The 23,204-nt window shown below is 47.5% G+C and carries 26 protein-coding genes; 20 read left to right on the top strand and 6 right to left on the bottom strand.

The features are described 5' to 3' along the window. Positions 1-70 precede the first annotated feature (70 nt). From MBEAL2_RS12210 to MBEAL2_RS12200, 3 genes are all read left to right on the top strand, one after another. On the top strand, positions 71-553 hold the full coding sequence (locus tag MBEAL2_RS12210; RefSeq protein WP_052947681.1) for a cell wall elongation regulator TseB-like domain-containing protein: 483 nt from the start codon (positions 71-73) through the stop codon (positions 551-553). A gap of 119 nt (positions 554-672) precedes the next feature. Beyond that, entirely contained in the window at positions 673-1,194 is a 522-nt protein-coding gene (locus tag MBEAL2_RS12205; RefSeq protein ID WP_047152587.1) for a hypothetical protein, read from the top strand. Continuing rightward, positions 1,187-2,716 carry an AAA family ATPase gene (locus MBEAL2_RS12200; protein WP_047152586.1) on the top strand — a complete coding sequence of 510 codons (1,530 nt, stop codon included), beginning with the start codon at positions 1,187-1,189 and terminating at the stop codon, positions 2,714-2,716. Before MBEAL2_RS12205 ends, MBEAL2_RS12200 begins: the two co-directional genes overlap by 8 nt. 343 nt (positions 2,717-3,059) lie before the next feature. Here MBEAL2_RS12200 and MBEAL2_RS12195 read toward each other — a convergent pair whose 3' ends face one another. Next, on the bottom strand, positions 3,060-3,968 hold the full coding sequence (locus MBEAL2_RS12195; protein WP_047152585.1) for a DMT family transporter: 909 nt from the start codon (positions 3,966-3,968) through the stop codon (positions 3,060-3,062). Continuing rightward, positions 3,958-4,365, bottom strand: coding sequence for a MerR family transcriptional regulator (locus MBEAL2_RS12190; protein WP_052947680.1), 408 nt, complete (start codon positions 4,363-4,365; stop codon positions 3,958-3,960). Before MBEAL2_RS12190 ends, MBEAL2_RS12195 begins: the two co-directional genes overlap by 11 nt. Before the next feature lie 204 nt (positions 4,366-4,569). Between MBEAL2_RS12190 and asnS the strand changes: the two genes are divergently transcribed. From asnS to MBEAL2_RS12165, 5 genes are all read left to right on the top strand, one after another. After that, the gene (gene asnS / locus MBEAL2_RS12185) at positions 4,570-5,859 is read left to right on the top strand and encodes an asparagine--tRNA ligase (protein ID WP_047152583.1); all 1,290 of its coding nucleotides are present in this window, start codon (positions 4,570-4,572) and stop codon (positions 5,857-5,859) included. Positions 5,860-6,121: 262 nt separating this feature from the next. Continuing rightward, positions 6,122-6,586, top strand: a complete 465-nt coding sequence (locus tag MBEAL2_RS12180) for a cupin domain-containing protein (protein WP_047152582.1) — start codon at positions 6,122-6,124, stop codon at positions 6,584-6,586. 331 nt (positions 6,587-6,917) lie between these two features. Next, on the top strand, positions 6,918-7,661 hold the full coding sequence (locus tag MBEAL2_RS12175; RefSeq protein WP_047152581.1) for a DnaD domain-containing protein: 744 nt from the start codon (positions 6,918-6,920) through the stop codon (positions 7,659-7,661). A 116-nt stretch (positions 7,662-7,777) separates the two neighbouring features. Then, positions 7,778-8,239 carry a nucleotidyltransferase family protein gene (locus tag MBEAL2_RS12170; protein WP_047152580.1) on the top strand — a complete coding sequence of 154 codons (462 nt, stop codon included), beginning with the start codon at positions 7,778-7,780 and terminating at the stop codon, positions 8,237-8,239. A 17-nt stretch (positions 8,240-8,256) separates the two neighbouring features. Beyond that, positions 8,257-8,667 carry a hypothetical protein gene (locus MBEAL2_RS12165; RefSeq protein WP_047152579.1) on the top strand — a complete coding sequence of 137 codons (411 nt, stop codon included), beginning with the start codon at positions 8,257-8,259 and terminating at the stop codon, positions 8,665-8,667. A 58-nt stretch (positions 8,668-8,725) separates the two neighbouring features. On the opposite strand, the gene ppdK is transcribed toward MBEAL2_RS12165, so the two are convergent. After that, positions 8,726-11,356 (bottom strand): pyruvate, phosphate dikinase, encoded by a 2,631-nt coding sequence (gene ppdK, locus MBEAL2_RS12160; protein ID WP_369405500.1) that lies wholly within the window; start codon positions 11,354-11,356, stop codon positions 8,726-8,728. 194 nt (positions 11,357-11,550) lie between these two features. Between ppdK and MBEAL2_RS12155 the strand changes: the two genes are divergently transcribed. Continuing rightward, entirely contained in the window at positions 11,551-12,417 is an 867-nt protein-coding gene (locus MBEAL2_RS12155; RefSeq protein WP_236692804.1) for an enoyl-CoA hydratase/isomerase family protein, read from the top strand. A gap of 35 nt (positions 12,418-12,452) precedes the next feature. Continuing rightward, positions 12,453-13,292, top strand: coding sequence for a sulfurtransferase (locus MBEAL2_RS12150; RefSeq protein WP_047152577.1), 840 nt, complete (start codon positions 12,453-12,455; stop codon positions 13,290-13,292). A gap of 50 nt (positions 13,293-13,342) precedes the next feature. Here the strand turns inward: MBEAL2_RS12150 and MBEAL2_RS12145 are convergent, their stop codons facing one another. Further along, a complete protein-coding gene (locus tag MBEAL2_RS12145) occupies positions 13,343-14,182 on the bottom strand; it encodes a serine/threonine protein kinase (RefSeq protein WP_236692802.1) in 840 nt (279 codons plus the stop codon). A gap of 28 nt (positions 14,183-14,210) precedes the next feature. After that, the gene (locus MBEAL2_RS32255) at positions 14,211-14,408 is read right to left on the bottom strand and encodes a hypothetical protein (protein WP_082129915.1); all 198 of its coding nucleotides are present in this window, start codon (positions 14,406-14,408) and stop codon (positions 14,211-14,213) included. A 183-nt stretch (positions 14,409-14,591) separates the two neighbouring features. On the opposite strand from MBEAL2_RS32255, the gene MBEAL2_RS12140 reads away from it, so the two are divergent. Next, positions 14,592-14,801, top strand: a complete 210-nt coding sequence (locus MBEAL2_RS12140; RefSeq protein WP_047152576.1) for a hypothetical protein — start codon at positions 14,592-14,594, stop codon at positions 14,799-14,801. Positions 14,802-14,888: 87 nt separating this feature from the next. On the opposite strand, the gene MBEAL2_RS12135 is transcribed toward MBEAL2_RS12140, so the two are convergent. Next, positions 14,889-15,179 (bottom strand): hypothetical protein, encoded by a 291-nt coding sequence (locus tag MBEAL2_RS12135; protein WP_047152575.1) that lies wholly within the window; start codon positions 15,177-15,179, stop codon positions 14,889-14,891. Between the two features lie 223 nt (positions 15,180-15,402). Between MBEAL2_RS12135 and MBEAL2_RS32250 the strand changes: the two genes are divergently transcribed. The 9 genes from MBEAL2_RS32250 to pgsA all read left to right on the top strand — a co-directional run bounded on the left by MBEAL2_RS32250 (position 15,403) and on the right by pgsA (position 23,190). Continuing rightward, entirely contained in the window at positions 15,403-15,564 is a 162-nt protein-coding gene (locus MBEAL2_RS32250) for a hypothetical protein (RefSeq protein WP_173427714.1), read from the top strand. 73 nt (positions 15,565-15,637) lie between these two features. Next, a complete protein-coding gene (yfmF, locus tag MBEAL2_RS12130; RefSeq protein WP_047152574.1) occupies positions 15,638-16,921 on the top strand; it encodes an EF-P 5-aminopentanol modification-associated protein YfmF in 1,284 nt (427 codons plus the stop codon). Further along, on the top strand, positions 16,918-18,201 hold the full coding sequence (gene yfmH / locus MBEAL2_RS12125) for an EF-P 5-aminopentanol modification-associated protein YfmH (protein WP_047152573.1): 1,284 nt from the start codon (positions 16,918-16,920) through the stop codon (positions 18,199-18,201). Before yfmF ends, yfmH begins: the two co-directional genes overlap by 4 nt. Positions 18,202-18,215: 14 nt before the next feature. Further along, positions 18,216-18,956, top strand: a complete 741-nt coding sequence (gene ymfI / locus MBEAL2_RS12120; RefSeq protein WP_047152572.1) for an elongation factor P 5-aminopentanone reductase — start codon at positions 18,216-18,218, stop codon at positions 18,954-18,956. A 111-nt stretch (positions 18,957-19,067) separates the two neighbouring features. Next, entirely contained in the window at positions 19,068-19,322 is a 255-nt protein-coding gene (locus MBEAL2_RS12115; protein WP_047152571.1) for a DUF3243 domain-containing protein, read from the top strand. A 163-nt stretch (positions 19,323-19,485) separates the two neighbouring features. Continuing rightward, positions 19,486-20,283, top strand: a complete 798-nt coding sequence (locus tag MBEAL2_RS12110) for a DUF3388 domain-containing protein (protein ID WP_047152570.1) — start codon at positions 19,486-19,488, stop codon at positions 20,281-20,283. A gap of 31 nt (positions 20,284-20,314) precedes the next feature. Continuing rightward, positions 20,315-21,172, top strand: coding sequence for a helix-turn-helix domain-containing protein (locus tag MBEAL2_RS12105; RefSeq protein ID WP_047152569.1), 858 nt, complete (start codon positions 20,315-20,317; stop codon positions 21,170-21,172). A gap of 98 nt (positions 21,173-21,270) precedes the next feature. Further along, positions 21,271-22,611 (top strand): 30S ribosomal protein S12 methylthiotransferase RimO, encoded by a 1,341-nt coding sequence (gene rimO, locus MBEAL2_RS12100; protein WP_439644861.1) that lies wholly within the window; start codon positions 21,271-21,273, stop codon positions 22,609-22,611. Continuing rightward, complete coding sequence (gene pgsA, locus MBEAL2_RS12095) at positions 22,612-23,190, top strand: CDP-diacylglycerol--glycerol-3-phosphate 3-phosphatidyltransferase (RefSeq protein ID WP_047152567.1); 579 nt, start codon at positions 22,612-22,614, stop codon at positions 23,188-23,190. Positions 23,191-23,204 lie beyond the last annotated feature (14 nt).

The raw sequence follows: 23,204 nt of genomic DNA, 5'->3' as shown, positions 1-23,204 counted from the left end.
GTATGTTTAGCAGATTTTAACCCTGTGCCCATTAACATGTATTGCGGATTTAAGACGAAGGAGAACAGATGTGAAAAGATGGATCATATATGTTGTTTCCGGATTGGTTTTACTCGCCTTATGGGCAAGCTTTGACCTGTACTGGCATGTGCGGAGCCAGCAGCGGAATGTGACTGCACAGGGAACGGAGCTGGCGCATGAGAAAACACAAATCCAGGAAATCGACGAAGTTGATACGTTCCACGGCAAAGAGGATTATCTTGTTGTACAGGGCAGAACCGGACAGGGCCAGAAGCAGATTGCCTGGTTTAAAGACGGCGCTGTCGACGTGGAAAATACAGACAGAGTTGTGTCGAAGGAAAGCGTCATCCAGGCGATTAAAAAAGAGAACCCGCAAACCGAGTTTGTCCATGTGATTCCTGGCAAGACAGGAAACGACAAGTTCTGGGAAGTTCTATTCCTTGATAAGGAACACCGGTTCAATTATTATTATTTCGATATGCATACAGGCCGGTTTATTAAGTCGTATCGTTTACTGAAGGCAACCTCATAATTCAGAAGAGGTTGTCTTTTTTGTGACAAAGTATATAGTTTATCCCACAAACAACATATTTATGATATACTACGTGATATACAAAAATATATCACTTTTTTAGAAAGGGGTGGGTAGAGGTGAAGGTACGTGTATTGCCCATCTTTTTATCCATATTGTTCAGTAGTTTGTTGCTTTTTGGAGGGTGGTATGTTTTTCAGAACCAGTTTGTGAAAAAACCAATCGCAAACGAAATAGCCGTGATGAAAGATGTGAAATTGAACCACATCAATGTAAAGCGTGATTCAGTCGTTTTGAACCTCACATTTAACAATTCTGAGAAATTTGCGGAGGAATACAAACAAATACAAAAAATAGTCGCTGACAAATCGAACGGGAAAAATGCGGTTATTGAATTGGATTCTCCGAATAAGCAGTTGAAGAAAGTGTGGGATGATAATGCGTTTGCTATCGCGGAAGCAATGGATCTCCATACGTATTCCAGGATTCCTGGTGTATTGAATGATATAAAGAAGAAACATCAGCTAGCAAGTGCACTGTCGCATATGGACGAGGAAAATATCTACATTTATTTAAATGACGGAAAGAGCTCGTATTACACAGTTCTCCCGCGCCAAAAAGAGGTGAGCCGCAATGGGTAAAGAGATTGTTATTGGTGCTGTCCCTGTCGTTGTTGCGTTTTTAGTATTTATCGGCGTGAATGTGGCCCCATTCATTATTGCCGCGCTTATTCTTAGTTTCCTCTTTTTCTTCGTAACGAAACAGGGAGGAATGTCCATGGCGCAAAAAAGGACAACGGTCGATGTGCCGAAAACAACCGTTAAGTTCAACGAAATCGGGGGACAGGAGCGCGCAAAAAAAGAATTAAAAGAGGCGCTCGACTTTCTCATTCATAAAGATTCACTTAAGGAGTATGGAATCCGCCCGCTGAAAGGCTTGCTGCTTACCGGACCGCCGGGAACAGGGAAAACCCTCATGGCGAAAGCGGCGGCAAATTACACGAACTCCGCCTTTGTGGCTGCATCCGGCTCCCAATTTGTTGAGATGTATGTCGGTGTCGGTGCGCAGAGAGTCCGCGATCTTTTTAAGGAAGCGAAGCAAAAAGCGGAAAAAAACAATCAGGACACCGCGATTATTTTTATCGATGAAATTGACGTGCTGGGCGGGAAGCGCGAAGGAAGCCAGCACCGTGAATACGACCAGACACTCAATCAGCTCCTGACTGAAATGGACGGCATTACGACATCCGAGCATCCGCGCGTATTAATGGTTGCGGCGACAAACCGTGCGGATATGCTGGATGATGCATTGCTTCGCCCGGGCCGTTTCGACAGACAAATTGTCGTCGATTTACCGGATATGAAGGCCCGGAAACAAATTCTTGAGATTCATACGAAAAACAAGCCGCTTGCAGCTGACGTGGACATCGAAGCGGTAGCACGCGATACGTTCAACTTCTCCGGTGCCCAGCTGGAGAGCGTGACGAACGAGGCGGCTATCTATGCCTTCCGGGAGGAAAGCAAGGAAATTACAAACCGGCATTTTTCCCATGCCATCGATAAAGTCATGATGGGTGAACAGACAGACAGGGAATCAACATCGGAAGAAAGAGAACGTGTCGCTAACCATGAATTGGGACACGCGATTGTTTCTGAGGTTGTCCGCCCGGATTCCGTTTCCCAGGTTTCGCTGCGTCCCCGCGGCCAGGCGCTTGGATACGTCCGCCAGAGCCCGCAGCAGGATCGTTACCTGTACACGCTTGAAAATCTTGAACAACAGATTATGATTGCGTTGGGCGGAGCGGTAGCGGAAGAAATGCTGTACGGCGGGCGAAGCACAGGCTCGCGCAACGATTTCGAGCAGGCTCTTCGCCTTGTTAACACGATTATTGACAGCGGACTGTCCCAGCTTGGCATCGTGAAAATGGATATGGTAGGGAAAGAAGCGCTCCACGAGGAACGCCAGCGCATCCTGAATGAATTATTAGACCAGACACGCGCCATTCTTCGCACCTATTTCCCTGTTTTCGGCCATGCGTTAAATCATTTGCTGCGTGAAGAAGTTCTTAACGGGGATGAGTTCCGTGTGATGCTCGTTGAAGCCCAGGCTTTACCGAAGAAGAACAATATTGAAGAGATTGAAACCCACCTCATGAATGCATAATCGTTTATAAACATTAGCTGTGAACAAGGTAAACAAGCCTGCAGAATCCTTTGTTGAAGGGTTCGCAGGCTTGTTTATTAATGCAGGGGATATGTGTTGCTTTAAAGGAGTAGAGAAAAAGACCGTAAGGTCAAAAACGTTAGAAAAATGGGAGGGCAGTCCACGCTGACCGGCCTTCCTGACCCAGCGGAACCTTCCAGAGAGCAGAACAAGCCCGCAATTGTCTCCATCTTCGAACCACCCAGATGTTTTGCGGGATCTGCTCGCAGGGAGGTGGAGCGGACAGTCCCCTCTTCCTCGCGGAAGGGAAAGGCAAGTGGAATGAACTCCCTTTTTTCATTTTTCAGTATGACGGCTTTGGAACGCACTTTCTTATGAAAGTATACTCTGCTGAGACAAATACCCCGGTCAGGACAAGGGCTGCCCCATACCATTGTACGCTGCTAATCGGGATGCCTGCCGCAAAAGAAAGAAGCATCGTTACAACGGGAACGAAATTAAAGAAAATGGATGTTTTGCCCGGTCCAAGCTCTTGAACCCCTTTGTTCCACCATAAATAGCCGAGTACGCTTGTGAAGAAAGCCATGAATAAAATGGCGATCCAGGCCATCAGCGGAATTGACACTGCAGAAACGGGCTGCGGTGTAAGAAAAGAGACAATAAGTAAAATGGCTGCACCGGCTAGCATTGTATACGTAGTCGTCGCAAGGGATGAGCTGTTCTTAACCAAACGCCTCGTGAGAACGCTATACAATGCCCAGCAGAGATTGCCGGCCAGAATAAACAGATCGCCGGCAGAGAAAGCCAGGCTGTGAACGAGCTCCCAGGAGCCATGGGTAATAACTGCCAGGACTCCGAAGAGGGAGAGAATGAGCCCGGCGGCTTGACGGGCTGTAATGGCATGGTTAAGGATGATGCGGGCCAGAAGGACGGTCAGGAGCGGATTCGTCGCCATGATGAGCGCGCCGTTAACCGATGAGGTTTGCTTCATTCCAAGAAAGAAAAATAGATTGAACCCGAAGATGCCGAGCAGACCAAGAATGAAAAAGGCGATTCCGTTTTCCCGTACCACCTGCTTTCTAATTCCTTCCGTCGCCGCAAGGACAAGGAGCAAACAGACGGCGGCCAGGCCAAAGCGCCAGGATGCTGCAGACAGTGCCGGGAAGTATTGGACGGCGTACTTAGCTGCCGGAAAAGTAGCGCCGGTGAAGAGCGGGAAGGCGAGCAGCATAAAATAAATCCTAGCCTTCATGTGACACCTCCTCCAGCATGGATTCGTAAATTGAAATTTTTCCTTCCGTTAAGGAAATGATTTCATCCAGTTGCTGTCTTTGTGCCACCATATTTCCCAGGTGTTTTCGTAAAATTTCCAGCCTTTTTGTAAGAGAGGGAGTAAGGGTGCTGCCGGACGGCATTTTTTGCATGATGCAGCCGTCTTTGACAAACTCTGAGATTTCGTTTAGGCTCATCCCTGTGTTTTTTAAACCGGACAAAAATAAAATAAAGGAAATATCCGTTTCTGCGTACATCCTTTTTACACCGTTTTCTCTAACAGGGGAAGGAAGAAGGCCGATTTTCTCATAATAGCGCAGGGTATGGGCGCTGATTCCGGTTTTCTGCGCGGCTTCATTTATTGTATACATAGTCAATTCCTCCTTTAGTGGATGAATTTATCTTACTTCTTTGAGTTAACTCTAAGTCAACCCCTGCATGAAATAAAAAAATAGAGAAAAGGGGAAACCGGCCGCCAGCAATTGCAAAAAGCGGGTGGGGATAGTATAATTCTGTAGTCTTAAACTATTTATGGACATGCAGCGAAAGCATATTATATACATAGAGAAAGGATTGAGCACATGCTTACGACGATTGCACAAATTGGAAAACATGTAGATCAAGAAGTGCGCCTGGGAGCCTGGTTATTTAACAAGCGTTCCAGCGGGAAGATTCAATTTCTCCAATTAAGGGATGGAACCGGTTTCATTCAAGGTGTTGTAGTCAAGCAGGAAGTGCCTGAACAGGTATGGGAAGCCGCAAAATCGTTAACCCAGGAAAGCTCCCTCTATGTAACGGGTACTGTTCGTGCCGATGAGCGTTCCAAATCAGGCTATGAATTAACGGTAACAGGCGTAGAGCCGATTCAAATTGCACAGGAATATCCGATTACACCGAAGGAACACGGGGTGGAATTCTTAATGGATCACCGCCACCTCTGGATTCGTTCGCAGCGCCAGCAGGCGGTACTAAGCATTCGTTCCGCTGTTATCCAGGCGATGTATGAGTTCTTTAAAGAGCGTGGATTTTATAAGGTTGATCCGCCGATTCTGACGCCAACCTCTGCGGAAGGAACAACAACCCTGTTCCACACGCAGTATTTTGATGAAGAGGCTTATTTGTCGCAGAGCGGACAACTGTATATGGAAGCGGCCGCGATGGCATTGGGGCGGGTATTTTCTTTCGGGCCGACATTCCGCGCTGAGAAGTCTAAAACGCGCCGCCATTTAATTGAATTCTGGATGATTGAGCCGGAGATGGCTTTCGTTGAACACGAGGAAAGCCTCCGTGTTCAGGAAGACTTTGTGAGCTATGTCGTACAGTACGTCCTGGAAAACTGTCAGCTTGAACTGAAGCGCCTCGACCGCGACATAAGCAAGCTGCAAAATGTAAAGGCTCCGTTCCCGCGTATTACGTATACGGAAGCGATCGGAATGCTGAAAAAAGATGGGCATGAGATTGAATGGGGCGAGGATTTCGGCGCACCGCACGAAACGGCGATCGCTGAGAAGTTCGATAAGCCTGTGTTTATCACGCACTACCCTGCGAGCATCAAAGCGTTCTACATGAAGCCTGATCCGGCGAACCCGGATGTCGTGCTCTGCGCTGATTTAATTGCGCCGGAAGGATACGGGGAAATTATCGGGGGCAGCCAGCGGATCGATGACCTTGAATTGATGAAGAAGCGCTTTGAGGAACACGACTTGAAACTGGAAGCCTATCAGTGGTACCTTGATCTGCGCCAGTACGGTTCTGTCCCTCACTCCGGGTTTGGGCTTGGGTTAGAGCGGACGGTAGGCTGGATCTGCGGAACGGAGCATGTAAGGGAGACGATTCCATTCCCGCGTCTGTTAAACCGTTTATACCCATAAGCACAAATGAATGAGACCTAATATGATTGACTGCATTAGCTCTTTAGCCGCCATGATTGGCGGCTTTTTCAGTTAAGTATAATTTTGGATTAAATATTCTGATTATTCTTTGACTTTTTTAGTCTTGAGTTATAGAATAAAAAGAAACCGATAAGTCTCAAGTTACCACTGGTTGAAGAAACCGTTTTTTTGAGCTAAAAGAGACCGATTGGTTTCTATATAAGGAGAAGTATTATCACGCAAAAACAGGGAGGGCGAAAAAATGAGTCTATTATTTGACCGAATGGTGCAAGGAAAAAATTTCATGGCCGCGCATGTAGGTAAATGGGAGGACTTGTCCCAGTATAAGATGACTTCTCCTTTCAAAGCCTACGGGAAAGTGTTTTTAAAGGAAGAGCTTCAATGCACTGGAATGGAAGTCTCACTCAATGTATTTCCAGCCGGAGCATCTATGCCTTTTCATCACAAGCATAAGGAAAATGAAGAACTGTATATCTTCGTTAAGGGAGAGGGGCAATTTCAGATTGATGGGGAAACCTTCGAAGTACGGGAAGGTACCGTTATTCGTGTGGCGACCGAAGGAGTGAGAACCTGGCGGAATCACTCGAGCGAAAATCTTTATTTTATTTGCATCCAGGCGAAGGCAAACAGCCTGGTCACAGGTATGACAGAAGATGGTGTCGTCATTGATCAACCAATAAACTGGCTGGAAGATGAGAAAAGTTAATCGTAATAGGCAAGCAGGCCAGCTTAATGAAGCTGGCTTGTTTTAGTCATAACCGCCAATGCAGCTCGTGTATAGTTTCCGGCCTTTTCACAAATAAGAAAAAGATAAGACTATGGAGAGGATTGACGAAGCTTACGAAATAGGCGTTATTGACATCAACAAATATCGAAGTAGAATAGAAAAAGCAGAGGTAAAAATGGAAAAACTTGAGGAAGATAGGGAGGATTAAATTACGATTAAAATAGATTTTATCTAAGGGGCTAATGCCTTGGGTGGTTATTTTGTATGTAATCCCCTTTTTGTGAATAGGTGATACGAGGGGTGGATTTCGATGAGTGATTTAGTGTTTAAAATGTTGGAGGCGGGAACAACTCCACTGCCGAATCTTATCCTGCAGCATTATAGACAGATTGGACTGGCTGACGAGGAGATGATGCTTGTTGTTCATCTGCTTGGATTTAAGATGGAAGGGAACCTGTTTCCCACCATTCATCAGCTGGAAGAGCGGATGTCGGCAGATGCGGCCGGCATTGTAAAGATGCTCCAGCGCCTTGTCCAGCAGCAGTACATATCGATTGAGGAAGAAGTGGATTCTTCAACAGGCATACGTTCGGAGTGGTATTGTTTTGTGCCTTTACATAAAAAAATCGTTCTGCTGCTTGAGCAGACAGGAGAGAAAAAGCAGAACGATGAGAAGCGGGAAGGGATTGCCAAAAACTTGTATGCGATTTTTGAAGAAGAATTCGGCCGCCCTCTCTCGCCGATTGAGTCTGAGAACCTTGCCATGTGGCTGGACCAGGACGGATATAGCGAGCAGCTCATTATGGCAGCGCTGCGAGAGGCGGTTATTTCCGGAAAGCTCTTCTTCCGATATATCGATCGTATTCTTTTTGAATGGCACCGGAATAACATAAGAACCCCGCAGCAGGCGCGGGAATACAGCCTGAAGTTTCGCAAGCACCAGCGCGGGGAACGGACCGTTTTTCAGCCGGGTATTTCGGCAGCAGCGGCGGCGAGTGCTGTTCCCCAGGAATTTCCTTTCTATAACTGGCTGGAGGAAGACAGCGAATCATAGATTCCGCTGTCTTTTTTTTAGTACACAAGGAGAGAGCGGCATGCAGAGGAAGCTGATTCAAATTCTTCAGCAGTCACCCGTGTGGGACGTGCTGCCCCCCCCTTGCGGCATGCAATCTGCCAAACTGGTGGCTGGCAGGAGGCGCGATTCGCAATACGGTTTGGAAATCGCTATATCCGGAAGATTGCCGGTTAATCATTAAAGACTTCGATGTCGCTTTTTTTGATATGGCCGGAGGCAGGGAACAGGAAAAGGCGGCGAGGGAGGAATTGGCCCTCCGTTTCCCAAATTATACTTTTGATGTGAAAAACCAGGCCAGCTTTGCCAGATGGCGGCATGGGACGAAAATGTATATGTCTGTCGAAGATGGGCTTTCTCATTGGCTGCATACGGCAACGAGCGTTGGGATTCGCTGCAGCGAAGCGGGCGTTCCTGAGATTATTGCGCCCTATGGATTGAGCGACCTGATGAATGGGATCGTACGGCCGACGCCGGAACACCGGGGCAGCGGTGTTGCCCATAAGAAAGCGCAAGGATACCTTGCGGCCTGTCCTTCATTAACTTATTTTTCTTCATAATTAAGCGGGGTGTTAGTATGGGAAATCTGGATGATTTGTTTCTATGTACGAATCCGACAAGGCGTGATGTAAAAAATATTTACCGTGAAGAGAAATATGCAAGAGGGCTCCTGCTTGCAAACGGGGATATGATCGTGTGGAACGGGGATATCATGCATACGAAGGTAGAACCGTTTCTTACAGATACGGGCGTACACTTTAGCGTGTTTAATGATAAGCTGGAAATATGCTGGCAGTATGAGTCCTGGTCTGAGATTCAAAGGAGGCTCGTTCAGGCAAAGCCTTATTTCGATAATCTTGGTTTTCCTGAAAACGGGCGCATTGTTATGGATACAAGATATTATACCCACACCCATCTCCCATTTCCTGAAATTAAGTACAAGCAGTTGTTTGAAGACGGGTATGAGTTAAAACCGCTCGATGAATAATCGAAATAAAAACAAGGTGGAGCAGCAGGAAAATAAATTCCTGTAAGCTCCACCTTGTTTATTTTGGCTTTCTTGTTTTGAGTATGGCAGCCTGAGCGGCGGCGATTCTTGCCGACGGGACCCGGTGGGGCAGGCATGAAATAAAATCGAGCCCAATCTCCTGCAGGAACCGGACGGATTGTTTCTCGCTCGTATGTTCACCACATACGCCTATTTTGATATCGGGTTTTGTTTTTCGTCCCCGTTCAATTCCTATTTTAATGAGCTCGCCAACCCCGTCAACATCAAGCACAGAAAACGGGTTTTCAGGCAGGATATTATTATCCAGGTAATAGGCAAGGTATCTTCCTTCCGCATCATCCCGGCTGAAACCATACGTTGATTGTGTTAAATCATTCGTTCCGAAGGTCAGAAAGTCTGCATATTCAACCATTTTGTCTGCTGTTATACAGGCGCGCGGAAGTTCCACAAAGGCGCCCACGAGAATATCGATTCGATCAAGATACACACTGAATACCTGCTCCAGCGTCTCTACAACGTTCTCCCGTACGACTTTCATTTCTCTGGAATGGCTGACGAGCGGGACAATGATGCGGGGATATACCGTAATGCCCTCCGCTTTTAGTTCAAGTGCCGCTTCTGCAATCGCTCTTGTCTGGATTTCGTAAACTTCCGGATACGTAATGCCGATTCGGCAGCCGCGGTGACCGAAAGAAGGATTAAGCTCATGAAGAATATCGATTCGTTTCTGCAGGGCTTCCTTTTCTTCTAAAAGATCCTCGTCTCCCGCCACCCGTGCCCGTTCGATTTCCAGGGCCAGCGTCGCCGGATTAGGAAGGAATTCGTGCAGCGGCGGATCAATCAGGCGAATCGTCACCTCGCATCCTGCCATGGCGCGGAAAATTCCTAGAAAATCCTGCTTCTGGAGCGGGATTAATTTATGCAGTGCTTTTCTTCGTTCCCGTTTGCTGTGGGCGAGCATCATTCTGGCAACAATCGGCAGCCGGACAGGGTCCATAAACATCAGCTCCGTCCGGCACAGCCCGACCCCCTCTGCCCCCATCTTCCTGGCAAATCTGGCTTCTTGCGGAGTATTCACGCTGCCGTAAACGGCAAGGGTCTTATATTCATTTGCCCAGGCAAGCAGCGTGCAAAATTCCTCTGTAAAAGTCGGCGGGACGAGCGGGACTTCTCCATGAATAATCCGGCCGGTTGAGCCGCATATCGTCACCACATCGCCTTCCTGCAGTACAATGGAATCCGTATGCAGCTGGCGTTCAGCCAGATTGACTTTAAACGACTCACAGCCAACGACCGAAGGGATTCCTAAGTCCCGGGCTACAACGGCTGCATGGCTCGTTACGCCGCCGCGCGTTGTGAGGACCCCGGCGCTTGCGACCATGCCGTGTATATCTTCGGGTGTTGTTTCCTGCCGTACAAGAATAACAGAGTGGCCTGTGCGGTGCTGGCGTTCGGCCTCTTCTGCGTCGAACACAATGATGCCTGTCGCTGCGCCGGAGCTGGCATTCATCCCATAACCAATAACATGAACATCAGCATGCGGGTCGATCTTGTACTGCATGAGCGGCATGAGCGAGGCAGGGTCGATGCGCATAATCGCCTGTTCCCGTGTAATAAGGCCTTCATTCGCCATGTCGACGGCAATTTTAATCGTAGCTGCCGCCGTGCGTTTCGCCGCCCTCGTCTGGAGGAGATAGAGCCGTGTGTCTTCTACGGTGAACTCGATGTCCTGTACATCATGGTAATGCTGTTCCAGCGTATGGGCCGCTTTCCTAAATTGCTCAAAAGTATCCGGCATGCTTTCCTTTAATATAGACAGCGGGTGGGGAGTACGAATTCCCGCTACAATGTCCTCACCCTGGGCATTTAAAATAAACTCACCGAACAGCTCGTTATTTCCGGTCGAAGGGTGGCGGGTGAAGGCAATACCCGTCCCGGATGTCGACCCCAGATTTCCAAATACCATTTCCTGAACGGTGACGGCCGTTCCCAGGTGTTCGGGAATTTTCTGTATTCTGCGGTAAATCATGGCACGCTGGTTATACCACGAGCCGAACACAGCCCCGATAGCCATCATTAACTGTGTATGGGGATTCTGGGGAAATGGTTCCCCTGTTTCTCTGACGATAATCTCTTTATAAGTCGTAATCAATGTAAGCAAATGGTTTGCATTTAATTCGGAATCGAGTTCAACCCCGCTGTTTAATTTCATTCGTTCCAGTTCTTCTTCAAATAAATTGCCGTCAACATCAAGCACAATGGAGCCGAACATTTGGATAAAGCGCCGGTATGAATCATATGCGAACCGGGCATTGGCCTCATTTTGAACCAGGAAAGCAACCGTCTCATCATTCAGGCCAAGGTTTAATATTGTATCCATCATTCCGGGCATAGAAATCGATGAGCCGGAACGGACAGAAACGAGCAGAGGGTTTTCACGGTGGCCGAACCGTTTGCCGGTCAAATGCTCAAGCGCGGCCAGGGCCTCCAGTATTTCCTGCTCAATGGCCGGATGAATAATTTTTCCCTCTTCGTAAAACCTGCGGCAGGCGTTTGTTGTAATCGTAAATCCTTGAGGAACAGGCAGTTTCAAGTTGACCATTTCAGCAAGGTTAGCGCCTTTTCTTCCAAGGAGTCCATTCATTGAAGCATTTCCTTCATTAAACAAATATACGTATTTCTCCTTCATAACATATCGCGTGAAAGCGAAAGACACCTCCGATGAACTAGCGTGGTTATACCGTATCATATGTTTTAGAAAAGAAAGGATTGTACAGAAACATTATATTGATAAAAAACCATTCAATGTGTGAACAATCTTTGACGTTTAATTTCGTTCTTTTAAAAGGATGTGCATATTGTTTGGCGAATGTTGAATATGTATTATTTTCGAGAAAAAAGCGTAAATTCCTGCTGGAAGAAAGGATGAATCCATTAATGAACGAGCGAAACACAAACGAACACCTGCTTATAGAAGTAGAAGACCACGTACTGTTCATTACATTGAATCGGCCCGACGTATTGAACGCATATAGCGAGGAAATGATTAGAGGCTTGCTTGCGGCGTTCGACAGAGCTGCAGGCGACGAAGCGATCCGGGCCGTGGTTCTAACCGGAGCCGGGCGTTCTTTTTGCGCGGGCGGGGATGTGAAAAGCATGAGTGAGCTCTCACCCCTTCAGGTAAACGGTTTTGTCGCCCTGCTCAACGACCTCGTCCAGAAAATATCTGAGCTTGAGAAGCCGGTTATCGCGGCGGTGAACGGGTATGCAGTCGGGGCGGGTGTATGCCTGGCTCTGGCATGTGATCTGGTCATAGCGGCGGAAGACAGCAAATTTGCGGTAAGCTTTGCCCAGGTCGGCTTAATTGCCGATGGAGGCGGCATGTTCTTCCTGCCGCGCACCCTCGGAACGCACCGGGCCAAGGAACTGCTTTTTACCGGCAAAACGATTTCAGTGGAAAAAGCGCAGGACTGGGGGATGGTGAACGAAATTTATCCCGCCGATGCCCTCCGGGAGGAGGTTGCCAAACTCGCACGGCAGCTGGCGCACGGCCCAGCCCGGGCGTACGCTATGATTAAAAAAATCGCCAACCAATCGCTTACAGCCGATCTGGCGGACATATTGGAGATGGAGCGTGCCACGCAAACCGTTATGGCGATGACAGATGACCATAAGGAGGGAGTCACCGCCTTTAAAGAAAAACGGGTGCCTCGCTTTACAGGAAAATAACACAAAAAACTAGTGGGAGAAGGAGTGACACGTTCATGGACACACTTGTTTCAGTTTCCTGGCTTGCCGAACACCTGAATGACCCGGAACTTGCATTGATTGACTGCCGGTTTATCCTCGGTGAACCGGACAAAGGCAGGGAGGCGTACGGGGCGGGCCATATTCCGGGCGCTGTTTATTTTGATTTAGAGAAAGACTTGTCGGGCGCAAAAGGGGAGCACGGAGGCAGGCATCCGTGGCCAAATCCCGAGGACTTTATAAAAAAATTGGGCGGGGCAGGAATAAACCAAAATACATCCGTTGTTTTATATGATGATCAGAAGGGTGCAATGGCGCCCCGCTGCTACTGGCTGCTCCGTTATGTCGGCCATAAAAATGCCGCACTTCTGGACGGTGGATTGGCGGCGTGGCAGAAAGCCGGCCTCCCGGTGACCGACGAGATTACCCGCCGCTCAGCCGTGCACTACGAGCCGGATATGCACCATGACTTGCTAAGAACAGTGGAGGACGTTCGGAACAGCACGCTCCATCCCGAGGCGGTGCTCATCGATTCCCGGGCGTTTGAGCGGTATACCGGGGCGGTGGAGCCGATTGATGCCGTTGGCGGACACATCCCGGGCGCGCTCCATTACGACTGGCAGGACGTTGTTACTGGCGACGGAAGCTGGCGCACGGGCAGGGAATTAGCTGAGCACTTTGCGCAGCTGCCACGTGATCGCGAACTTATCGTTTATTGCGGCTCAGGCGTAACAGCGTGCGCGAATTTGTTCGCGCTGGAGACGGCAGGGTACAAAAACATGAAGCTGTATCCTGGCAGCTGGAGCGATTGGATTACTTATCCGGAACATGGGATCGTGAAAGGTGACAAGAAGTAAACCATAAAAACGTTATGTAAACACTGAGAATGAAAAGCAACCCGGCCATATTAGGTGCCGGGTTGCTCAGCATTCAGAGAAGCTAAATGGCGTGCAATATCCTCTCTTAGCTCTTCTATCGATTTATAAGGCGTATCAAGCTGGAGCATGCGGCGAATGATGTGGGTAGCAGGTGCCGAAAGCTCAAGTTCATCCTCCCAGCTTTCTTCCTTCTTATCTTCATTTGTGTACGTACTGTAAAGCATAAAGAGCATGAAATGGCCCAGCGCGTATAGATCGCTTCGCGGGTGGACTTCCCGCTTTAACCGTTTCTCCATCCAATATCCATCCGTCGTCTCTTCCGTATAGGAGGCAGAATCCCCAAGATAACGGGCAAGGCCGAAGTCGATTAAATATACCTTGCCTTCGTGCCAGATGACATTTGGAATACGAACATCCCGGTGGATGATTCCTTTCCTATGCAAGTAATCCACAAGCTCCAGCAAATCCATAATCGTCTGAAACGACTTTTGTTCATCGTATGTGCAGCCATCTTCAAACAATAAGTCTTCGAGTGTTTTGCCCTCTATATAACTCATGACATAAAATAAGTTTTGCTTTTCCTCAAACGCATCAAACAGAGTGGGCATTTGCGAGTGCCCGATGCCGGATAGGATGCCTATCTCGTATTCATACAATGGCCGGCCCTTTGCGGTTCCCAGGCGGCTTGGCCTCACCTGCTTGAGCACACGGAGTTTGCCTGAAGACAAATCAGAAACAAGATAGGAAATGCCGTAGCTTCCCAGTCCCAGTACTTTTTCTATTCGGTAGCTCGATTTTACGAGACTGCCTTCAGGGAGGGGCCGATCCATAAACCACTCTTTGATTCGGGTGTACATGTCGTTTAGCATGGGACGCTTCCTAACTGCTGAAAAACCCTCAGCTGGAGAAGAAGCTGTGGCTCTTGTGGCGGTGTTTATAGTGGGAGTGGCCGTACTGTGAATGCCCGTGACGGTGTGAGTGCGGGCGATGGAAGTCACTGCTGCTAAAATGCCGGTGGCGCTTATATCGGCTCCTTCTTATGAAGAACTTGAAAACGAAATAAACAACGGCTAAAAAAAGTAAAAATTTAATCATATTTTTCTCTCCTCGTTTTGTCTTTCTTGTATTTACGGATGGGAAACACAGAAGTTTCATTTTTGCATTTGTCGAATTGGCTCGATTTTTTCATCATTCTTCGTCTCAAGAATAGACATAATATTCTTTCTAAAAGAGGTATAGTAAAGAGAGATGAAAACTAAAAAGAAGGGGGACATGAAAATGTTCAGAAACGAATTTTTAGATACAGTATGGGAGAAGGGGAGGGTGGATATTGAAGAATTGGCTGTTCTTTTAAATACTACAGCAGATATGATCATAGCAGAAGCGGATGTTTGTGCGGCTAAAGGATGGATTCGCGTGCTTGATTCTTTAATTATGGCCACCCCTCTTACTGATTCGGCGTATGCGAAGGAAGGCTTTTATCTGTAAGGACTCTCTTCATTTAGTGAAAAAAATAGGACGGGCCCGCGAAAAAAGCTGTTGGCAGGGGGACCAACAGCTTTTTTCGCGGGCTTTTTAGTGGTTGTTTTCGTCCTGTACAACTTTACTCGTAACTACGATGGTTGTATCACACGTATTTTTAAAGAAAATTTCTTTTGACTTATTCCCGATATTTTCATACTTTACTTCATAACATGATTTATCAAGCGGTTTGCCTTCAGCGGAAGTGACTTTCCACTCCACTTGTTCACTTTGCAGCATCGATCCTACTTTCTGCCACCTGTTTGTCGCTTCAATTTCAAAAGCCATCGCCATTTGCTTTGTATCTGTATTGTCAGGGCCAGCTAACACTCTGTCATCCTTCATTCTATTCAGCTCCCTCTGTATCGTAGTCATGTAAACAAGGCTGCACAGGAGATCGTCTTTATTTTTTAAACCCGAATTCATTGGAAATGAAACAGCGGGCATTTCCCGGGCAAGCGCACAAAAAGACTGAATATTTGATAATTCGACAACGTATACTTGCTCTCATAAAACTTTCCCTGCAGTAAACACTATAAACAAATTCATTTGGGAAAGGAGCATCGTTATGTGGAGATGCAAGTATTGCGGAAATGAAAACGGAATGCCGTATACGGACCGAAACCTGAAGGGAATGCTTTGCCTTGAACCGAATTGCGGCCGGTTTCAGTCCATGACGGATGAGGAAAGCCAGCTCGAAGAAACACATCAGTATGAAAGCGACTTCTAAACGGGTGTTGGTATGATATGTTAAATGGGGTAGAATAGTGAAAAGGGTGTAACCACATGAAAGGAGCGAATTCATGAACGAGCTATTATTTAAAAGCGAGGAACAAAACGGCATTTCTCTTCACGTACTGCCGACTGAGAAGTTTAAGACGAACACCATTATGATACATATTGAGCTGCCCCTTACCGAGTCGTTTGTCACAAAGGGAGCGCTGCTTCCGAACGTTCTGCAGCGGGGGAGCGAGAAATATCCTGAGCCAGCCATGCTTCAGCGCCACCTCAATTCTCTGTACGGAGCGATTTTTAGTGCAAGCGTTATGAAAAGGGGCGAGAAACAAATCATTCAGCTTTATCTGGAAATCGCCAATGAGAAATTCCTGTCGGATGCAAGGCCGCTGCTGGAAGAGGGCGTACAGTTTTTAGGAGAAATTTTAACACGGCCACTTCTTGAAAACGGAGCATTTTCCGAGAAATTTGTTGCTCTGGAGAAGGATGCGCTGGCCAAGAGAATTGAAGGATTAATTGATGATAAAATGCGGTACGCGAACCAGCGCGTCACGGAGGAAATGTGCAAGGAAGAGCCGTACCGCCTGCTGGCTTATGGCGTTAAAGAAGAAATCCCGCAGGTCACGGCCCGGGATTTATACGATTTTTATAAGGAGATATTAGCCTCTTATCCAGTTGATATTTACGTTGTAGGCGATGTCAAACAGGAAGGTGTGGCTGCTTTAATCGACAAGCATCTCACGCTTTCGCGTACGGGGATAAAAGAAGTTCCCCCGACTGAGTATAAGAAGGAAGTCGTCAAGGAAAATGTCGTCGTGGAAGAAATGCAGGTTTCGCAAGGGAAATTAAACATCGGAATGCGGACGCAGATCAATTATGCGGACGATCAGTTTATTCATCTTATGATGTACAGCGGTGTACTTGGAGGTTTTCCTCATTCCAAGCTGTTTACGAACGTGCGGGAGAAAGCGTCTCTTGCTTACTATGCTGTATCACAGCTTGAAAGCCATAAAGGGTTATGCATGATCATGTCGGGTATTGAAACAGAGAACTACGAAAAAGCGGTAGAGATTATTAAACAGCAGCTGGAAATGATGAAGCGCGGCGAGATTAGCGATTTGGAGCTGAACCAGACGAAGGCGACCCTGTCAAATCAGCTAAGGGAATCGCGTGACAGTGCTGTCGCGATGGTTAACATGGATTACAACGGCAGATTGAACGGGCGCCTCCGTTCGCTGGAGGAAATGCTGGACGGAATCAGCGGTACATCGAAAGAAGATATCGCGCGCGTGGCGCAGCAGGTAGAAATTGATACGATTTACTTTCTGCGCGGGAAGGGGGAAGCAAAATGAAGCAAATGCATTACGAGCGGTTAAATGAAACTGTCTTCTATGAGAAGCTTGACAACGGCTTGCAAGTATATATTTTGCCGAAGCATGGTTTTAGTAAAACGTACGCCACTTTTACAACGAAGTATGGCTCGATTGATAACGAGTTCATGGTTCCCGGCAAGGAAAGAATAAAGGTTCCGGACGGCATTGCCCATTTCCTGGAGCACAAAATGTTCGAGGAAAAGGAAGGCGACGTTTTTATGGAATTTGCCGCGCATGGAGCGTCCGCTAATGCGTTTACTACGTTTGACCGGACGGCTTACTTATTCTCCGGAACGCAGGATATTGAAAAAAACGTAGAAACGCTGTTGAATTTCGTACAAAACCCTTACTTTACCGATGAAAATGTGGAGAAAGAAAAGGGGATTATCGGGCAGGAAATTCGCATGTATGAAGACAATCCGGACTGGCGGGTTTACTTCGGATTAATTGATAATTATTATCAGGATCATCCCGTCCAAATTGATATTGCCGGGACGGTCGAATCGATAAGCAAAATCGATAAAGAATTGCTTTATCGCTGTTATGAGACGTTTTACCACCCGGAAAACATGCTTCTCTTTGTCGTTGGGGCAGTGAATCCCGAAGAAATGATGGAGCTTGTCAGACAAAATCAGGCGAAGAAGTTGTATGGAAAGCAGGGAGAAATCCAGCGTTTCTATCCGGATGAACCAACGTCTGTCGCCAATAAGCGCTCCGTTGTGCATTTGCCGGTCGGCATTCCAAAATGCATGTTTGGCTTTAAGGAGAAGACAGTGGGTTTGACCGGTGATGATTTGCTTAAAAGAGAAGTGGCCACTGAGATTATGCTTGACATTCTCTTTAGCCCAAGCTCTGCTTTATATCAAAAATTATACGATGATGGCCTCATTAATGAGGGGTTCGGCGCGGATTACTCAGGCGAGACGCAGTATGGGTTTTCGATCATCGGCGGCGACACGAAGGATCCGGATGCGCTTGTTTCAACCGTACAAAACGAATTGAAGTCTGTTTTAGCGAACGGGATTGATGAGGAATCGTTCATGCTATCGAAAACGAAAAAAATCGGCGAGTTCCTGCGCGCGCTTAACTCGGTAGAATTCATTGCCAACTCCTTTACCAAATATAAATTTGGGGAGACCGATCTTTTCAAAGTCGCTGATATGCTGGAAAAAATCACGCTTGCAGAAGTCAATGAACGCATGAAGGATCATATGGATTTTGACCAGTTTGCCGTTTCAATTGTAACGTCAGCCGAGTAGCAGAGGAGAGCGTAATGGGGGAAGAGAAAAGAAAGTGGGCCTGTATAACAGGCGCAAGCAGGGGGATTGGCGCCGCCATTGCCGTTTCCCTGGCGAAAGCCGGATTCCACCTGTTTATTCATTATCACGCCTCGCTGCACGAGGCCCAAGCTGTAGCTGAGCGGTGCCGGAATGAGGGGAGCCAGACGCTCCTCGTTCAAGCCGATTTAACCGCTGCTGATGGAGTAGAAAGAATGTTCAGCCAGTTCCCCTGCCCGGTGGATGTACTCGTCTTAAACGCGGGGATTAGCGGCTATGGGCTTGTTCAGGATGTGACCGTAGGGCAGTGGGAAGCGATGATGAACATTCATGTCCGTGCCCCGTTCTTTTGCGCAAAGGCGGCGCTTCCCCACATGATAAGGCAGAGGTGGGGAAGAATCATTACGGTTTCATCTATCTGGGGGATTACAGGCGCCAGTTATGAGGTGCTGTATTCCACGGCAAAAGGTGCGGTTATTTCCTTTACAAAGGCGCTGGCCAGAGAGGTTGCTCCCTCAGGGATTACCGTCAATTGCATAGCCCCGGGACTCATCGATACCGATATGATGACAGGGTCATTTACGGATGAGCAGCTTGATTTTATTAAGGAAGAAATTCCGGCCGGGCGAATGGGGACACCCGGGGAAGTCGCTGCGCTGGCCGCTTTTCTTGTGAGCGGTGAAGCGGCTTACCTCAGCGGGCAGGTGATAAGCCCGAACGGTGCCTGGCATTGCTAATTCAATCCTTTCATATGCGAGACCGATGCATAAAAGAAAAAGATTTGAGGCAGGTTAAAAATGAGGGGCGTACAGCGGCCCTGTCTATGCATATTAAAGGAGGGAACGAATATGTCAGTACTTGAGAACTTTGGAGATTGGAAGCAATTTCTGGCGAGCCGCGTAACACAGGCAGCATCAGCCGGTATGGGTGAAGATAAGATGGAAAATATGGCTTATCAAATCGGAGACTATCTTGCCGCCAAGGTAGACCCGAAGAATGATGAAGAGCGGCTTTTAAAAGAACTGTGGGCCGCCGGCGACGAGCAGGAGCAAAGAGCGATGGCCGGCGTAATGGTTAAATACGTACAGAATCAGCAGCATTAATAAACAAAAGAAGTCGAATCCCCTCCTAAAAAGAGGGGATTTTACATTTTTATCGGAAATTGCAGATGTTTTTCCTTTTTATCGTGGAAGGATTTGATTTTTTAGTGTAGAATAATGTCGTTATGGGAGAAGACCATGCTTATGAAAGGGCGGTTTGCTCGAAATGGAGACAGAAAAACAAGATTGGTACCTTGAGTATGAAATCCATAAAAATCGACCAGGCTTGTTAGGCGATGTCGCATCCATTCTTGGTATGTTATCGATAAATATTGTGACCATTAATGGTGTGGAGTCGCTGAACGGAACAATTAACCGCCGTCGTGGTATGCTAGTCCAAACGGATGATGCAAAAAAAATCGAATTATTGGGAAGCATACTGGAGAAGGTTGAAAATATAACATTGCGCAAACTGCGACAGCCCACGATTTTGGATTTTCTGGCTGTACGCCATGGCCGTTATATTGAACGGGATGCTGAAGATAAACGCACGTTCCGTTTTGTACGTGAGGAAATCGGTGTTCTTGTCGATTTCATGGCGGAAATTTTCAAACGGGAAGGGCACCAGCTCGTAGGAATCCGGGGGATGCCCAGAGTCGGTAAAACAGAATCAACGGTAGCTGCCTGCGTATCGGCAAACAAACGCTGGACGTTTATTTCCTCCACGCTGCTGAGGCAGACCGTCCGCAATCAGCTGACGAATGACGAGATGAGCGGAAATCATGTTTATTTAATAGACGGGATCGTTTCCACCATGCGCAGCACAGAAAAGCATGTCATGCTGATGAGAGAAATTATGCGGATGCCGTATACGAAGGTAATTGAGCACCCGGATATTTTCATTCGTGAAACGGAATATGAGCTGAATCATTTTGATTATATTATTGAACTGCGTAATGACCCGAATGAGGAAATTACATATGAAAACGTAGAAACAGGATTCTCCGGATTTGATATGCCGTAGATGAATGCGATCGATTGGGGAGGTGGGAATTTTGTCTGAGCTAGCAGATGTTTTACGAAGAGCCAGACAGGAAAAAGGAATGTCTCTGAATGACATTCAGGAAGCGACGAAAATACAAAGGCGTTACTTGGAAGCCATTGAAAATGGGAACTTTGAAGTATTACCCGGGCATTTTTATGTCCGTGCCTTTATAAAAAGCTATGCGGATATAGTGGGGTTGGATTCTGAGCAGCTGGTTAGTCAATACAGCGCTGAACTGCCGGCACTGCCAAAAACAGAGCAGCAGCCAACCCCATTGCGCCAGAGTCGCCAGACACGAAAGGAAGGGACAGGCGGCAGCAGCCGCTGGGTGCCTCGCATCCTGCTGTGCCTTTTCGCCGTGCTTGTTATTGCTCTTATCTGGGTTTCGATTAAATACGCGTATCAGAAGCAGGACGTCCCAACGCCTCCGCAACCGGCGGCAAATGCGCCAAATGTGAACACGCCAAAACCTGATATCGTCGTTCCGCCGCCGAAAACGACACCGCCGGTACAGAAGCCGGCCGTACCGGCACCACCACCGGCAGCTGCGGGAACATTAACGGCACTGCCAGGTACAAGTTCAACGATGAATTATGAATTGTCCGGCGCGGATAAAATTTCCGTAAAAGTAACGGCAACAAAAGGTGCACACTGGCTGTCCGTCTCCGATGCGAAGGGACAAATCGAGCAGCTTACCTTAAAGGAAGGCGAATCGAAGAGCTGGGAGATTGCGGGCAGCGATGCAGCAACGCTTAAAGTATATAATGCAAAAAACACTGAAGTTACAGTGAATGGACAGGCCATAGACACAACCAAAGCCAAGCGAAGCTCTCAAAAAATTAAAATCGTTCGCAAGACAGCCCCCTGAGTCTTTTCAGGGGCTTTTCTTTTGACACGTTTTTTTTAGTATATTATACTGTAGATGGAAAAATGGACGCACATGTCCGTGGACGGAGGAAATGGATAGTGAATAAAACAGCAGCAGGAGAGAAAGTAGCCATTATCACCCTTGGGTGTGAAAAGAACCTCGTTGACTCGGATATTATGTCCCAGTTAATTGATGAGAAGGGCTATACTCTCGTGGACAATCCGGAAGAAGCAAACGTTATCGTTGTAAATACATGCGGGTTTATTGATGCGGCGAAGGAAGAATCAATTAATACCATTCTTGATATGGCTGATTTAAAGCAAACGGGACACTTGAAATCTCTCATCGTTGCCGGCTGCCTGACCCAGCGCTATAAGGAAGTTCTCCTGGATGAGATGCCTGAAATCGATGGGATTGTGGGCACCGGCGACTTTGATAAAATCAATCGGATCATAGAAGAATCTCTTGAAGGCAAGAAGCCGGTGTTTGTGGGTAACCCGGCATTTTCCTATGAGAATGTGACGCGGCGCAAGGTAGAGAAAGGAACGTATTCGGCTTATATCAAAATCGCCGAAGGATGCGACAATAAATGTACATTTTGTATTATTCCCGCACTGCGCGGCGCGTTCCGCAGCCGTTCCATCGAGTCGGTTGTAGCCGAAGCGGAAAGCCTTGCCGCACAGGGAGTAAAAGAAGTGAATCTGATTGCCCAGGATTCGACAAATTACGGGTTTGATCTGTACGGAGAGCGCGTGCTTCATACATTGCTCCGCAGAGTTTCCGAGGTGGAGGGAATTGAATGGATTCGGCTTCATTACGCGTACCCGGGATACTTTACCGATGAGTTAATTCAAGAGTTCGCAACAAACCCCAAGGTTTGCAAATATATTGATATGCCGCTGCAGCATAGTGAAGATGCGGTTTTAAAGCGGATGCTTCGTCCTGGAAGACAGCGGGACACCCGTGAACTGGTCGCCAAGATTCGTTCTCTCGTTCCGGATGTGGCACTCCGCACTTCCATCATCGTCGGCTTCCCCGGCGAAACGGAAGAAGAATTCGAGAGGCTCAAGGATTTTTTACGGGAGATTCAGTTTGACCGTCTCGGTGTGTTCTCCTACTCTCAAGAAGAAGGAACAGCCGCTGCGCGCCTGCCCGATCAAGTTCCTGCCGATATCATTGAAAGAAGAACGAACGAGTTAATGGAAGTGCAACGCGAAGTTGCCAATGAAAGGAATGGGCGCTTCGTAGGCAAAGAAGTGCAGGTTCTCATTGAAGGGTATGACGGAAGGAATAATGTCCACATCGGCCGTTCTCAATTTGATGCAAGCGAAATTGATGGTGAAGTGTTTGTGACAGGGTACAGGGGAGAACTGGGACAGATTACACCTGTGCGAATTACTCACTCCTACGACTTTGACCTTGCGGGGGAGGTTATCTAGTTGAATCTGGCCAACCGGATTACGCTGGTGCGTATTTTTCTTGTGCCAGTGGTAATGATCTTTTTGCTTGTACGGTTTGATGATCTCGGCGCGATAAAAGTAGGAGGCGTACACATTACGTACAGTGAATTTATCGCCGCTCTTATTTTTATTGTTGCCGCCGTTACGGATGGGCTTGACGGGTACATCGCCCGCTCCCGCAAAATGGTGACAAACCTGGGGAAATTTCTGGATCCACTGGCAGATAAGCTGCTTATTTCCGCCGTGCTTATCTCCCTGGTGGAGATGCAGAGGCTGGATGCGTGGGTTGCGGTTGTTATTATTAGCCGTGAGTTTGCAGTGACCGGGCTGCGCCTTGTAGCTGCTGCGGAAGGACAGGTTATTGCGGCCAGCAGGATGGGGAAATGGAAAACCGTTTTCCAAATCATTGCGGTTGCTTCTTTAATTCTGCAAAACTTTCCGTTCCAGTCTTTCGGCATTCCCTTTGCGAAAATCATGGTATGGATTGCGGTCATTATGACGATTGTATCGGGCGTTGAATATTTTGTTAAGAATAAAAAAGTAATACCGATTTCATAAGTACAGTGAATAGC

This window comes from Aneurinibacillus tyrosinisolvens (genome assembly GCF_001015055.1).
GTDB classification, from domain to species: Bacteria; Bacillota; Bacilli; order Aneurinibacillales; family Aneurinibacillaceae; genus Aneurinibacillus_A; species Aneurinibacillus_A tyrosinisolvens.
The sequence above is the reverse complement of the archived record's forward strand: the minus strand, read 5'-3'. Positions and strand labels throughout refer to the sequence as shown.